The sequence below is a fragment of the Enterobacter cloacae complex sp. OE43NF genome, from assembly GCF_023544405.1.
GTDB lineage: Bacteria > Pseudomonadota > Gammaproteobacteria > Enterobacterales > Enterobacteriaceae > Enterobacter > Enterobacter cloacae.
The window spans coordinates 1-12,431 of record NZ_JAMJFW010000075.1; the positions used below are offsets into that span (position 1 = coordinate 1).

Sequence of the window (12,431 nt, forward strand, 5' to 3'; positions counted from 1 at the left end):
GAGTGAGGAATTCCTTTTTAGCAGTTGAGCGACGGAACCTCTGCGGGTTGGCCGGGTCATGAACATAAACGGCATAGTTGGTCGAGTAACCTACCCTGCCTGTAATTACCGCTCCGTCAGTTACGATTTCGCGAAACTGGCTATTTAAAAGTGCGGAGGTATCGATCGGCGTGTAAAGTGCCGCTCTAGCAGCCCCAAGAATCATCGCCGACTGGAGTGCGCGAATGACTTTTCTACCCTGAATATCATTCAGAATTCGGTCAATATTGCGCTCAACACGTGCAGTGCCACGCACTTTGATGCCCATGGCTTTCTCCAGGCAATAAAAAAGGCCACCTAAGCGACCTGTTTTAGATATCTATCTCATGGGTTTCGGTTGAATGGCTCGACCTCGAAGTCAGTAGTTCTACCACTGGCCTCCAGCCCTATGATGAAACCAGCCAATAAATTGGTATACATGTCAGCTGTCTCTTCACTTTCAGAGAATCCGCTTACTGTTTCAAAGCGCTCACCATTCCAGTAGATGTTATCTGGAATGCTAAAGTTCTTCTTGAATTCCATCACCGAAGAGCTTGAGTCAAAATCCATAACAACCTCGCCTAAGTTGTTCGCCAATAATGTTGTGGCAACCCGGTGACGTTTCCGGGCTTTCGGTGATCAGCGTAGCCACAACGTGATTTTATCATATGCCAGTCAGGATGGCGTAATCATCCGCCAGGCGCTCGAACGTGTCGGCGTAGCGAATAACCTGCCGCACCTCGTCAGCACCAGCCACAACCGGGTCGGGTTCGGTAGACATGCCAATCAGCAGATAATCACCGGCGGCCACCAGCGCAAACTCCGTCCAAACGGTGTTCTTCACTACGATTTCAGCGCCCAGGTTGGCTAACTTCTTGCTGAGCCCGCCCTCGTAATCACAGAGGATTTGCTCAGGTTCGGCATAGCCCAGCGGGTCGCCGTATTCGTCACTTCCTTCCAGCTTTCGCCAGATGGTCGCAGTGGCTGTGTATGACCAGTTTGCAACGCTAGACATCGCTTACTCCTCAAAGCTCTGGTAGCGGCACCGTCATGCCTGCCATGCTATGCGTACAGTCATTCAGATATTGAATCTGCCCATCTGTCACAAATGAATGGCAGGTAAACGGCTTGTCTTTAGTGGCATCGTCAAACTCCTTCGGGTCATCGCTGGGCGTGAAGCCAGTAACCAAAACGCTTGGAGTCAGCGTCGGCTTATCAACGCTTCCATTCCATCCCCATCGCGGACCATTGCCAATGCCAACCTGCACCACATGGCGACTACCGCACCCGGGGCACATGAACGATAAACGGTTATCGCTCGCCTTCTTCACTCGCTCTGTCATTCTTTCCACCTCAGCACCTTGGCGCCGGTCGCCCGGATGCGCTCACAGTTGATATGCCACTCGCCGTCCGACTTAACGTAGCCGGTAGTCTCCCGCCCGGTGTCGGTCATCACCCAGACGCGGGTGAACGAGCGCGGTAGACCGTGCTTAACTGATTTGTACGTCATCAGCAGCCTCCGACCACCATGAACAGGCCGACGCTATTACCGGCGCTGATTGGCAACTCGCCGGTGCAGCCGCTGGTATCGAGCCTGGCCAGCGAGTCGCGCAGCCAGGTGATGCTGTCAGCATCGTAATCGAACGAGCGGGACGCGCCAGACGGCGCCCCCTGCGATTTGATGCGGCGCGCGCCGGACGAAGTAGCCATAAGCGCGGCGGCGTACATCAGGATCAGCTTCGCGGTGCAGTCGTCATACCCTGCGCCATCGAGGCACGGGATAATCTTGTTAACAGCGCAGAGAATCGGATCCAGCAACGCCATGGGAATGGTGTAACCCAATTCACCGAGGTACGCCTGCACGTCTGCCGCTGTGATTGGGTCAGCCATGGTTATTTCGCCTTTTTCTTCAGCTCGTCGATTTGTTTCTGAGCCTCGTCGAGGTCAGCCTGCAGCTTCGTGTTGTCAGCGGTCAGCGACTCAACTTTGCCATTGGCCTCGTCGAGGTCAGCCTGCAGCTTTTGCACGTCGGCAGGTGTCGCCACTTCCAGGACCTGGTCGCTTACCGGGATCGCTTTTCCTGCCAGCCACAGCGGGAGAGTCTCGCCTTTGTATACTTCACCCTTTTTCAGTTCGTGGCTGTCATGGGTGAGCAACCATTTTTGTTCTTTACCAGCCATACGGCCTCCGTAAAAAAGATGGGGCCTGAGCCCCATGAATTATGCTTTGGTCAGCTGGGCGTAACCGGCTTGGCCATTCGCGTCGTGTTTGAACTGCGGCGCCGCAGCAGCCAGCACGGAGAAGACATAATCGTCTTCCGGATTCTGGCGAGCTTTCGGGCGCATGGTCATCGGCATGCCGTTGAGGATCTGCACAACGTCAGGGCGCTTAACCACACCCAGCAGTTCGTTTTGCGGCACCTTCGAAGCCGGAACCAGCGCCGCAACACCAGGGATTTCCATGATGCGGGACAGGATGGTCTTCGGATAGTTTGCCGCGTAGTCGTTCACAGACGCGTAGAACCAGTCTTTGTAGTTCACGTAGATGGTTACCGGGCCGTAGAAATTCTTGGACTGCAGCAGCCCAATCAGCGCGGAGATGGCCCCAACCCACTGAGCGCCGGTTGCGCCGTTCAGGTCAAGACCATGCGTGCCGGTTGCGCGGTTTGGCGCAGTGCGCAGACCGTAAATGGTCGCGCCCCCGACGTTGATGTTTGGATCGCCGTTCAGCACCATGTCTTCCAGCTTCTCAGCCACTTTTCGCTGATGGTTGGAGATGGCGTCGCTGTCCAGAGAGTAGCCTTCAGTCTGCGCTGCCAGCATCTGGCGCCAGCCGAAAGTCAGCTCACTGTCGATGATAGGCAGCGGCGTGCCTTCGTAATCCATGACAGGCTGATCGCCCTTCGCCTTGCCGCGGCCATCCAGGCTGATGTTTACATCACCGGAATCGGACAGGGTCATGAAGTAGTGGACGATCTTACCGAGCGCCATCGGGCGGGAAACGCTGGCGGCCAGGTCGTTAAACACTGACAGCACGTCGCGCTGAACGGTAATCGCAGAGCGGTCCCATTCGCCCCAGACATCTTTCGGCAGCACGGAGGCGTTACCGACGAGATCATCGAACGCAATGAACTGACCGCCAGCGTCGTTGACTGAAAAGCCATGCTGTGCAGCCATATTGCGCTGCATCATGTCCCAGCGACGGCGTGCATTGATGATCAGCCCCTGCTGTTGTGGAGTAAACTTTAACATTCTTGTTTTCCTTATGCCTTGGCGTACGGAGTGGAGAGGATCACCACGTCGGCGAAACCTTCCGCCGCCAGAGTGCGCCCTGCTTTTTCGTCGAACGTTGCAACGACCTGGTTGCCGGTTGCGGCCGCTTTGAATACGCCGCCGGTACCGATAGTCAGCTCCTGACCCACCGTATAGGCCGCAGCAGCCAAGCGAACGTTGTATTCCTGCTCACCTTCAACGCGGTACGCCACGCCGGTTTCATTGGCTGCGTATGCGGTGGTGATTGCCTGGCCGATGAAACGACGGTTACCGAGGATGAGCCAGCGGCCGGTAGTATCAGCGGCTGCTGCGAGCTTGCCTGATGCAACCTTCACTGCCACGCCAGGATTAAGCGCCGCAGCCACTGGCAGGTTAATGGTTTCCGGCTCGCGCTCGACCGGGCCACGATAGATGACGTTAGCCATTATTTTTTCTCCTGATCGATGCCAGCGTTGAGGTCGTAGTCTTTCCACTGGTCGTTTTCAGCATTCACCTGCTGGAAAGACGGGTTCAGACCGGTGCTGGTCTGGCACTGTGAGTACAGGTCGTTCAGCGCGTCGCCAGTCAGTGAGTTGATCGCCGCTTCAGTCATGAACGAGAATTTCGCTTTAACCGCATCACGCTTGGTTTTCAGATCGCTCTCAGCGTTCGCCTGCAGCTGAGTTTCCAGCTTGCTCAGCTTTTCGTTCAGCGGGGTGATCGCAGCATTTACCGCCGCAGTGATTGCTTCTGCATTCACCTGAGCGCCAGCCTGGTCGCCGCCGCCATCTTTCTTCTGCATCTGCTGGTTGTAGGCATCCCAGACCTGATCGTCGGTCAGCCCATCGGTTTTAACGCCTGCGGCATTGAGCGCGGCGATCATCTTCTCTTTCATCGGGTTTGTTTCTCCGTTGGTTTTGACTTCGTACTCAGTTGGTTTGCGCACGACTTCTACACGATCGCCGACAAAGACAGCCTTGCCATCATCGTCAATCAGGTACTTTTGTTTGAAATATTGCTCTCCGTCGCGATAGACGAAGCTGTCAGGCCAGATGGCTTCCGGCCAGAGATAGGAGTCTTCACCCTGTCCCTCTCGTAATCTGCAGGTAATAGCCCGGTTAATGTCGTCGAATGTGTAATTCGATGCGTTTGAAAGGTAAAACTTCACCTTATTCCACAGGCCATCTTTCATGCTGTTGGCTGCATCGATGAGGCTCGTCGTTTCAACATCAGCCTCTTGCCCGTCAGCGTTTACGAACATGCCGACACCTTCATCCGGCGTACCGGCTCCAGGCTCATCGAGCAGGATCGCGATGTGGTCGAACTGCATGTTGTGAGCGACCCAGGAGTATTTCTTCTGCTTCGACTCCCCGGCCTTTTGCTCTTTGTTCAGCAGCAGTCCGGTGGATACATGAATCGGATCGGCGTTATTGCCGGAAATCATGTCGTCCAGGCGCTGAATAAGGCGCTTACCGTCAGGCTTGGTATCTGCCACAGCCTTATTGACATATACGTCCATCACGACCTTGTCATTGGCCTTGCTGACGTTCTGAGCCCATGCCCCGGCGTAGTAATCGTTGACTGCCTGCGGGTCGTTGGCGCTGACGTATTTGCCGTTCACCATTGGATGGCCGATCGGCATTAACTTGCGCTCCATCGTCTGGTAGCTGTTGTTAATCTCCTCCGCCGGGTACAGGCCGCCATTCATCACGATGTCATCGACGATCGGGACCGCACCACGAATGACGTAGTGTTCCTGGCCGTTGATGGTGGTTGTTGAGATGTTGGAGGCGTTGATGGCGAGGGATTTAACGTGGATGCTGGATAGCTTCACGTTGCGTCCTCTGATTTTTAGGCTGCTTTAGCCCATTGTTTACGTTCGGCTGCCAGCTTATCCGACAGACCCTCATTGAATATGCTGCCGTCGTCGTTGAGCAGCACCGGAATCTGGCTGCAATAGCAGTTGTACCGGTTGCCGTTCTCTGCGTAGAAGTCTCGCACCTCTTCCGTGGTGTAGACCTTGCCGTGACGGCTGGCATGCCAGGTGCGCGTTGTGGGCTTTAGCGCTGACAGCCACAGCAGGCCGGTATTCAGCCCCAGCCTGTCGGCAGCCCAATCAGTTTCATTCCATTGTGCCTGTCGCAGCGCGCCGACCTGCTCGGTCTGAGCGATGGTCTTGGCCTTCGACATGCTGACATCGAGGCGCTTGCTGATAACGCTGGCCGTCTCGCTAGGATTAACGCCGCGCGCAACCGCATCGGTGATGATGTTGGTCAAATCGCCACGAGCGGTGTCGCTGATGACCTTCCAGTCACTGAACGTTGTCAGCCTGGCCGCCGCCACCTGATTAAGGTGACCGGGACTGCTTAAGAGCTGCTGTAGCGTCGTCTGGCTGGCGTACACCTGCGACTGCTGCAAGAGGTTGTTGAAAGCCTCCAGCGTTCCGCGCTGCGCCTCAGCGACGACGTAATCCATCGCCCACAGGTTTTGCTCGCCACCCTCCAGCAGGTAGTCGTCGAGAATTGACTGCACCGCTTCCAGCAGGTCAGCCAGTTCCTGCGCCGACATGTCGTAGATGAACTTACCGGCGTTGACCTGATAGAGCCGCATATCCGCGCCGTTATCGTGGCAGAGGAAGTGCCAGTTATGGCTGTTTACCTCTCGCTCTCGCCCGGTCAGGCGCTGGTCGAACAGAGCTTTCAGCGCCACCTTTATCGCGTAATACCGGTCCTCAATGTCGCGCTCCATCTTGCTGACGGACTTGCGCGACATTGTGGGGTCAACTTTCGACCGTGGTATCACCGGACTTTTCGGCTTTTGACTGAGGGTCGGCCAGAGGATCAGGTTTTGGTTTGTTGCCATCAGGCGGAACCTCATCATCAAGCTCAGGCAGTGGTTGCAGTTCGCCAGCCGCGCGGATTTCGTTCTCTTCTATAGCCGAGCGTCCAAACGCGTTTGTCGACTTAACGGCCACGTCCGCGAGCTTGTCCATGCTGGCAATCTTCTCTGCCTGGCTCGGCGCCAGCAGATCAGACCAGCCTACGGTGATTTCTTCATTCTGAGCCGGTGGAATAATGCCAAGCGTCCAGAATCGCGAAACCACGTCGGTGATTACGTCGGTCAGGAAGCCTTTCCGGCGGCTCATCCTGGTGCGCCCCCAACCTTTGGCATCCTCAGTGCTGGCGCGCTCACCCGTCTGCATCCCAACGAGCTCTTTCACAGGGATAGGAACGGTCGCGCAGAACTCGCTCAGCGCGGTACGCCATGTCGGCTCTGGGTCAGCTGCTGCAACACTCAACACCTCAGCAGTACCAGCCTGCATAAAGCTGGCGCTGTCGGTGCTGTCGTTAAGGCGACGGACCTGCTGATCAAGCGCTTCTGCAAGTTGCCCCTCAGCAACGCCAAGGGCTTTGGCAAGTGCGGAGAAGTTCGTCTTCTCACTGAACGAATAGTTGAGCTGGCGACTGGCGTTCTTCAGGAAGCCCTCAGACGCACCACCGCTAACCTTCTCGATGTCCAGCAGCTTGTTGAAGCCAGCCTCAAGCAGAGACTTGCCTGACGTCATAACGCCATCATCTGAGCCCTCGGCCAGGATGATTACGCGATCCGGGTGGACGTTGATGATTCTGCCCGGGCGGGCGTCAAAGTTTCCGTCAACCGGCAACTCTGTGAACGAATACATCGTCACTTCGCCGAACGTTTCACTGTCCGGGTTATCGTCCCAGTTAACCGGTTCGATTTGCGCTTCCCACGCAGGAATTAGCTTAACGAGTGCCTTTTCCTGAAGCCTTCCCACGATGGTGGTGTCAACAGGTTCTGACCACTTCTTGCTGTCTTTAATCTGAAGCAGGATCGCAGAGTAACGCCCCACCAGGTTGCGACGGTCTGCGCCTTTAATCTGCTCCCAGCAGCGTTTCAGTAGCTTGTTGACACGCTTATCCCACGCCGTTTGCTTCGATGCGTCCTTTGTCTGGTCGCCTTCGTAAACATCCGGGTAGTCTTCCCAGCACCCGTCGAGCATACGCGTCACGGCGGCACCAGCCACCGCATTACGCCGGTACGCCCGGTAAAAGTCATCAAACGTGAGGTGCAGCGGGTAACCGAACTCCTGATAGAGCCGCTGGCGTTTGGTATTACTGGTGCCGTTAAACAGCATTGAGAGGTTTTTATTCCGCTCCATCTCAACACTGGAGTTACTGGCGCGCTGTTGTTTCATTTCGCTTTCGGTCACGATGTCCTCCGTCAGCGCGATCGCACCAACATGCCGGTGATTTTATGTGGTGAATGCAGTACGCGATAACGTGTTCCATCCCAGTCGTGGTCTTCTTGCTGAGTGTCGACGTCATCAGGGTTTTTATCGTCACGAACGAGCACCGGGATGCGGCTTATCCAGCCACGGCAGTAGTCAAAAACGTAGAATGCTGGCTTCTCAGGCATACCTGATTCCAGCTTCACGCCTTCAACCACCGCTTCGAGCATATCCGCAAAAAGAGATGCGCCGTTGATGCGGGAGCCAGGCTTTTTATCAGCAGGCAACCAGGTAACGCCCTGTGCTTCCATCTTCTGAGCGATCGATAACTCGTTATCGCCGGTGTTGAATATCGCCCCGTCAGCTGGTCCGGGGATCACTTCGCTACAGATGCCCGGCATAATGTGAAGCTGGCCCTGCGTGACACCGTCGATTTGAATCTCTTCCGGCTCGTCGGCTTCTTCGCCCACCAGCCGCTTGTCAATCCACGCCACGCCTTTCGCGACGTTGGTGGATGACATATTCAGGCCTTTGTTCAGCTCGTCAGGCGGGCAGCCGTACCATTCTCCGATCAGGATTATCGAACCTGCCGGCGGGCAGAACTGTCGACCATCTGGTAGCTCGGCGGCAGTACCATCAGCCTGCGCCCACCAGAGGTTGGAGAACGGCTTCGACTCGCCCCAGTCGTGAGAGCGGTCGACGGTCCAGCTATCCGGTATGCGGAACGGCTTAATGACGTGCAGCGCTTCATTCCACAGGTGGTCAAAGCGGCCGCCACTGGTCACATCCCATGAGCCCTCAACCCACGCTTTGCGTCGGTTAGGGTCTTTGATGGCCATCAGGGTCGCGATGTACTGCGGGTCGAGGTACGGGTTCTCTTTGAACGATCCGTGGATGGCCACGCGGGTCAGCGTGATTTCCTCTTCTCGCTCAGTCTGGGGGTTGAATACCATTTGCCTGTCACGCTGTACGGTTCCGCGCGGCGCTGGCTCAATGAAGCGCTTCTTCACCCAGGTATGTCCGATGCCAAACGGGTTGGTCGTGCTGAACGTCTCCAGCGGGATCGGCCTCAGTAACTTGCCATTCTCCAGCGGGTAGTTTTCCGGCCTGAACGATGAGCGTCGGCAGGAGAACATCATTTCGTAGAATTCCGGGGACTGCTGTTTCGTCAGCTCGTTAAAGCCAATGAAAGGGAATTCCTGCCCGTGGAAATCCCAGTAGTCGTCAGCCTCTTTGCCGAAGCGAAAGAGCAGCTCCTCACCTGTGGGCCACACCCATCGCAATTCGCTCGCAGATGACAGATAGCGCGCACCGTCGTTGAACAGGCGAAACATACGCTTCGACTGAGTGATGATGTCGGCAAGGTTCTTATATTCGGTGTCGAAAATGACGCCGCGCCAGAACGAGCCATAGCCCACGCCAACATTGCGCCTGAACCTGGCTAACTGCGCAGCGGTCTTACCCGGGCCGCGAGTGCCTTCGAACAGGATTTCGTTACACGGGCAACTCAGCGCCAGAGACTGAGATCCAGGCAGTGGCTTCCATACAGCTTTGTAATTCATCCACCGAGCACCCCGTCCTGTTGTTTTTGCGCTGCCGCTTCCCAGTCATCCACGCTGTCACTGGTTGGTACCAGCATGACGTTATGGGTGACCTCTTTCGTTTCAGCCTTATTCTCGATGCTGTACGCCTCACGCTCGAGGCCGATAAGCGTCTTCAGGCTGTCGCTAAGGTCTTTCATGGATTTAACACGGGAAGGCAGGCTGATTATTTTGTGGTACAGATCGTTGAGCTTATCCTGACCTTTGTCGTCCTCACGGCGCATCAGGTCACCGAGCATCTCAAGCGCGGCCACGTCGCCACACTCACCGGCCAACTCATCGAATAGCATGTTTGTCAGTTCGCGAGCCCGGCGGATGTCTCCACGGTGCTCCATGCGTACCGTGGCAATCACCTCGGCAGTCGCCTCTATCAGTACGCGTTCGGTCAAAGTGCTTTCGTTGCGTACCTGTTTGCGTACCTCCTGTTTGCGTACCAGGTCATCAGCCTTTTGCTGAATCTTCGCATTGAGGTCACGCGACCAGTCGTCACGCTTGGCACGCTTACGGATAGCGCCTTCGCTAATGCCGTGTTGTGATGCTATTTCTCGGAGGGACATCACTCCGGCCCGGTACGCCGTCTCGATGGCCTCCCAGTCCGGTTTGCTCATTCGTTACTCCGTTATTTCTTTACAGGCTCATACTTCAGCTTCTGGCTAATGCCATGCTTGACGAGGAAGTTTCTCACCTTTTGGTAATCAGGCTCGCAACGCATCATCAGGCAGAACAGTGTCAGCGTCCTGAGGTAGACAGGAACCCACCATCTGCTTTTGATTTCAACTGACAGTCTGCATATCGCCATTGGTTTCTTCCTCGGTAGGAACTGGCGTGAACTGCACACGCTTCACATCGGCAGGAGTGAAATACAACCACTCGCCCGTTTCCGTAGCCAGCGGAACAAATCCATTCACCAGCTCAGGCTGACGTCGTGACATCTTGCCCGTGAAAGTTTCACCTGTTTGGGTGGTTAACGTGATTTGGTAGATGTCGGACATTGAGAGCCTCTTTATCCGCTTGTGGGGATATTTAGTTGATTATCCGCTATAGGGTATATCCATTATCAAGCCCACCCGTAGATGAGCTTTGTAATGGAAAGCCGTTGTGAAAGTGGCTCTCAAAAACCACAGATTTGTGGTTATGCGGCCAAGCGGTGCTGCTCTTCGATAAGTGGCTGGCGGTGATTACGCTCGAACATGCCGCGCAGCACTTCTTTGCGTTGTTCGAAGTCCCACCCCATGCTGATGAATACCGTGTTGGCGCGCTGTAGCTCGGTGATGCAGTGAATTTGTTCCGGCGTCAGGTAATCGCGGATCGGCTCTTTCTTCCCGATTTCGTGATGCACGCGGAACTTGGCCGCCGTCATGCCCAGCGCCAGTCGGTTAATCAGGTCAGCTTCGTTGCTGAAGTGATGCGGGGCGATCTGCTTACCCTGCGCCTCACGCTCATGCTTGATGGCATCGGTCATGGGTTTGTATTCCAGGCGCGCGGAGTTGCGGTCCATCTTCTTTTTCGCCAGCGCACTGCGCATAGTGAAGAATTCAGCTACCAGACGCTTTTTGAATTCACGCACAACTTCATTGTTTCGCATGTAGGTGATCAACAGCGTGGTTTGCTGTTCGTTTAGCAGTGCTATTTCCTGCTTCTGCATGCCTCCATCGGTTTGAAAGGGTCGCATTTCAAATTCCACCCTTCCGAACTCTTCGAGGTCGCTTTTGTACTTCCTGATGAGTTGAATCACTGGCTTGTGATCCTTCATGACACCACTGGCGATCACTGCCGAGTTGGTGACCAGGTCGAGCTTCTTGATTTCAACTAATTGCATGGCGATGTTCCTTTAGAAAGATGAGCCTGTTCGCACAGAAAAGCCGCCCCGAGATGGTCGCCACCATATACGGCAGTTCTCAGGCTCAGCTTTCTGAAAGACTCGGGATTGTTATGCGCTGCGATGCGCGGTTTACTGCGGGCATAAAAAAGCCCGACCGAAGTCAGGCTCTGTTATTTGGGTAACGAATCATTTAAGACACTGCTCTTTGATGTAGTCCTGCATGCCGCGAATCATTTTGTCAGCGGTTGCGATTCCGTCCCGGTGATCGAAATAATTCCGTCGAGCGTCTGGAGTAAGTTCGGGGGCTCCTGCATCATCCACGCCGGGGGCGGAGGTGGCTTTGGACACTCCAGGGCAGGTTGCGGCGATGCGCAGCCGTTTAGCGCCAGAATCGACATCCCGACGCAAATCGTTAATGGTTTTTTTCGCATCGGACAATTCCTTCGTGTATTTGGCATCCAGTGCAGCGACATCACGCTGGCGGGTCTGCATGTCTTTAATGGTGGCGTTCGCCAGGCTGACCTGTTCAACGGCTTTATCGCGCTGGTCTTTGTAGGCAATGGCGTTGTCGCGGTAGTGGTTAACGAAGAACGCCAGCACGCCAATTACGGCCACCACAAGCAACTGCAGCCAGTAACGCTTAACCAGTGCGCTAATCACGACAGGAACAGAGCGCGCTCCGCCTCACGCCGACGGGTTAGCCCGTTCAGGACTTTGCCACCAGCTTTATTCCAGCGCAGGAACTCATCGGCTGCGCCAACGTAATCACCGGCGTTGAGTTTTCGCAGCAGGGTCGATGTGGACAGTGACCGGGCTCCGAGGTTATACGTGAACGATACCAGGGCGTCGAATTGCCCCTGAGTCAGGCCAACTTTGACCAGGCGGGACACATCGCTTTCGTAGCTGACCAGTCCAGTCTTCAGCAGACGCTCTGCTGTCTCCTGCTTAATCGTCATCCCGGCGCGGATTGGTTTGCCGCCGACAGGCTGAGTCCAGCCATAGCCGATCGTCCAGACTCCGACGCTGTCCTGGTAAGCAGTGAGTTTGCAACCTTCGAACTCTTTGATCAGGGCAATGCCTTTATCACTGGTTTGCATTCTTCATCCCCGTCAGACGTTCCCAGAAGTACGTCAGCGCTACGGAGCCCATCGCTCCGCTAATGCCAGACGTAACCAGAATCATGTAAAGACTCAGCCCGCTCTCAACACTGATCAGGCCACCAATGAGTCCGGTAAAGCCGGACACTGCAATTTGCGCCAGCGCGTTGATCCAGCTCCAGGTGGCTTTATTCTGCTTAACGTCAATAAGGTATCGGACCAGTCCGCCCCAGCATGACAGAGCAAGGACAATCAGCCATGACACTCCGGCAATGCTTTCTTTATCTTGCATACGTTTAGCCATATCACCTCCGAAAGAACGGGGTGCTGTTTGTGTAGTGGGGAAAGGCCGTCAGACACGATAGCTACGGGGCATCTGGAATTGATTGTCTG

At 55.3% G+C, this 12,431-nt stretch carries 19 protein-coding genes; all 19 read right to left on the bottom strand.

Going from position 1 to position 12,431, the window contains the following annotated elements; all coding sequences use genetic code 11:
- Nucleotides 1-307: HK97 gp10 family phage protein (locus M8370_RS21805; RefSeq protein WP_250021721.1), on the bottom strand; the 307-nt coding region annotated here is incomplete at its 3' end.
- A gap of 56 nt (nucleotides 308-363) precedes the next feature.
- Complete coding sequence (locus M8370_RS21810) at nucleotides 364-588, bottom strand: hypothetical protein (protein WP_129327204.1); 225 nt, start codon at nucleotides 586-588, stop codon at nucleotides 364-366.
- A gap of 94 nt (nucleotides 589-682) precedes the next feature.
- Nucleotides 683-1,033 (bottom strand): hypothetical protein, encoded by a 351-nt coding sequence (locus tag M8370_RS21815; RefSeq protein WP_250021722.1) that lies wholly within the window; start codon nucleotides 1,031-1,033, stop codon nucleotides 683-685.
- Between the two features lie 10 nt (nucleotides 1,034-1,043).
- Complete coding sequence (locus M8370_RS21820; protein WP_163448443.1) at nucleotides 1,044-1,361, bottom strand: ubiquitination-like system serine protease family protein; 318 nt, start codon at nucleotides 1,359-1,361, stop codon at nucleotides 1,044-1,046.
- Nucleotides 1,358-1,528 (bottom strand): hypothetical protein, encoded by a 171-nt coding sequence (locus tag M8370_RS21825; protein ID WP_039273331.1) that lies wholly within the window; start codon nucleotides 1,526-1,528, stop codon nucleotides 1,358-1,360. The genes M8370_RS21820 and M8370_RS21825 overlap by 4 nt, the downstream gene beginning before the upstream one ends.
- Nucleotides 1,528-1,908, bottom strand: coding sequence for a DUF7370 family protein (locus tag M8370_RS21830; protein WP_193971437.1), 381 nt, complete (start codon nucleotides 1,906-1,908; stop codon nucleotides 1,528-1,530). Before M8370_RS21830 ends, M8370_RS21825 begins: the two co-directional genes overlap by 1 nt.
- A 2-nt stretch (nucleotides 1,909-1,910) precedes the next feature.
- On the bottom strand, nucleotides 1,911-2,198 hold the full coding sequence (locus tag M8370_RS21835) for a hypothetical protein (RefSeq protein ID WP_057060245.1): 288 nt from the start codon (nucleotides 2,196-2,198) through the stop codon (nucleotides 1,911-1,913).
- A 39-nt stretch (nucleotides 2,199-2,237) separates the two neighbouring features.
- A complete protein-coding gene (locus tag M8370_RS21840) occupies nucleotides 2,238-3,269 on the bottom strand; it encodes a major capsid protein (RefSeq protein WP_129252373.1) in 1,032 nt (343 codons plus the stop codon).
- A gap of 11 nt (nucleotides 3,270-3,280) precedes the next feature.
- A complete protein-coding gene (locus M8370_RS21845; RefSeq protein WP_001752667.1) occupies nucleotides 3,281-3,715 on the bottom strand; it encodes a hypothetical protein in 435 nt (144 codons plus the stop codon).
- Entirely contained in the window at nucleotides 3,715-5,103 is a 1,389-nt protein-coding gene (locus tag M8370_RS21850; RefSeq protein ID WP_250021723.1) for a DUF2213 domain-containing protein, read from the bottom strand. The genes M8370_RS21845 and M8370_RS21850 overlap by 1 nt, the downstream gene beginning before the upstream one ends.
- A 17-nt stretch (nucleotides 5,104-5,120) precedes the next feature.
- The gene (locus tag M8370_RS21855) at nucleotides 5,121-6,113 is read right to left on the bottom strand and encodes a phage minor head protein (RefSeq protein WP_112032461.1); all 993 of its coding nucleotides are present in this window, start codon (nucleotides 6,111-6,113) and stop codon (nucleotides 5,121-5,123) included.
- Complete coding sequence (locus M8370_RS21860; protein ID WP_250021724.1) at nucleotides 6,049-7,500, bottom strand: anti-CBASS protein Acb1 family protein; 1,452 nt, start codon at nucleotides 7,498-7,500, stop codon at nucleotides 6,049-6,051. Before M8370_RS21860 ends, M8370_RS21855 begins: the two co-directional genes overlap by 65 nt.
- Before the next feature lie 11 nt (nucleotides 7,501-7,511).
- Nucleotides 7,512-9,080, bottom strand: coding sequence for a terminase large subunit domain-containing protein (locus M8370_RS21865; RefSeq protein ID WP_250021725.1), 1,569 nt, complete (start codon nucleotides 9,078-9,080; stop codon nucleotides 7,512-7,514).
- On the bottom strand, nucleotides 9,077-9,727 hold the full coding sequence (locus M8370_RS21870) for a hypothetical protein (RefSeq protein ID WP_046401556.1): 651 nt from the start codon (nucleotides 9,725-9,727) through the stop codon (nucleotides 9,077-9,079). The genes M8370_RS21865 and M8370_RS21870 overlap by 4 nt, the downstream gene beginning before the upstream one ends.
- Before the next feature lie 165 nt (nucleotides 9,728-9,892).
- Entirely contained in the window at nucleotides 9,893-10,111 is a 219-nt protein-coding gene (locus M8370_RS21875) for a hypothetical protein (RefSeq protein WP_115205379.1), read from the bottom strand.
- 140 nt (nucleotides 10,112-10,251) lie between these two features.
- A complete protein-coding gene (locus tag M8370_RS21880) occupies nucleotides 10,252-10,938 on the bottom strand; it encodes a Rha family transcriptional regulator (RefSeq protein WP_032665504.1) in 687 nt (228 codons plus the stop codon).
- Between the two features lie 189 nt (nucleotides 10,939-11,127).
- A complete protein-coding gene (locus M8370_RS21885; protein WP_250021726.1) occupies nucleotides 11,128-11,601 on the bottom strand; it encodes a lysis protein in 474 nt (157 codons plus the stop codon).
- Nucleotides 11,598-12,038, bottom strand: coding sequence for a lysozyme (locus M8370_RS21890; RefSeq protein ID WP_250021727.1), 441 nt, complete (start codon nucleotides 12,036-12,038; stop codon nucleotides 11,598-11,600). The genes M8370_RS21885 and M8370_RS21890 overlap by 4 nt, the downstream gene beginning before the upstream one ends.
- The gene (locus M8370_RS21895; protein ID WP_122008274.1) at nucleotides 12,025-12,330 is read right to left on the bottom strand and encodes a phage holin family protein; all 306 of its coding nucleotides are present in this window, start codon (nucleotides 12,328-12,330) and stop codon (nucleotides 12,025-12,027) included. The genes M8370_RS21890 and M8370_RS21895 overlap by 14 nt, the downstream gene beginning before the upstream one ends.
- Between the last annotated feature and the right edge of the window lie 101 nt (nucleotides 12,331-12,431).

Excerpts from the sequence above, each read along its gene's own strand:
- M8370_RS21810 (WP_129327204.1), bottom strand. The coding sequence starts at position 588 with ATGGATTTTGACTCAAGCTCTTCGGTGATGGAATTCAAGAAGAACTTT.
- M8370_RS21815 (WP_250021722.1), bottom strand. The coding sequence starts at position 1,033 with ATGTCTAGCGTTGCAAACTGGTCATACACAGCCACTGCGACCATCTGG.
- M8370_RS21820 (WP_163448443.1), bottom strand. The coding sequence starts at position 1,361 with ATGACAGAGCGAGTGAAGAAGGCGAGCGATAACCGTTTATCGTTCATG.
- M8370_RS21825 (WP_039273331.1), bottom strand. The coding sequence starts at position 1,528 with ATGACGTACAAATCAGTTAAGCACGGTCTACCGCGCTCGTTCACCCGC.
- M8370_RS21830 (WP_193971437.1), bottom strand. The coding sequence starts at position 1,908 with ATGGCTGACCCAATCACAGCGGCAGACGTGCAGGCGTACCTCGGTGAA.
- M8370_RS21835 (WP_057060245.1), bottom strand. The coding sequence starts at position 2,198 with ATGGCTGGTAAAGAACAAAAATGGTTGCTCACCCATGACAGCCACGAA.
- M8370_RS21840 (WP_129252373.1), bottom strand. The coding sequence starts at position 3,269 with ATGTTAAAGTTTACTCCACAACAGCAGGGGCTGATCATCAATGCACGC.
- M8370_RS21845 (WP_001752667.1), bottom strand. The coding sequence starts at position 3,715 with ATGGCTAACGTCATCTATCGTGGCCCGGTCGAGCGCGAGCCGGAAACC.
- M8370_RS21865 (WP_250021725.1), bottom strand. The coding sequence starts at position 9,080 with ATGAATTACAAAGCTGTATGGAAGCCACTGCCTGGATCTCAGTCTCTG.
- M8370_RS21870 (WP_046401556.1), bottom strand. The coding sequence starts at position 9,727 with ATGAGCAAACCGGACTGGGAGGCCATCGAGACGGCGTACCGGGCCGGA.
- M8370_RS21875 (WP_115205379.1), bottom strand. The coding sequence starts at position 10,111 with ATGTCCGACATCTACCAAATCACGTTAACCACCCAAACAGGTGAAACT.
- M8370_RS21880 (WP_032665504.1), bottom strand. The coding sequence starts at position 10,938 with ATGCAATTAGTTGAAATCAAGAAGCTCGACCTGGTCACCAACTCGGCA.
- M8370_RS21890 (WP_250021727.1), bottom strand. The coding sequence starts at position 12,038 with ATGCAAACCAGTGATAAAGGCATTGCCCTGATCAAAGAGTTCGAAGGT.
- M8370_RS21895 (WP_122008274.1), bottom strand. The coding sequence starts at position 12,330 with ATGCAAGATAAAGAAAGCATTGCCGGAGTGTCATGGCTGATTGTCCTT.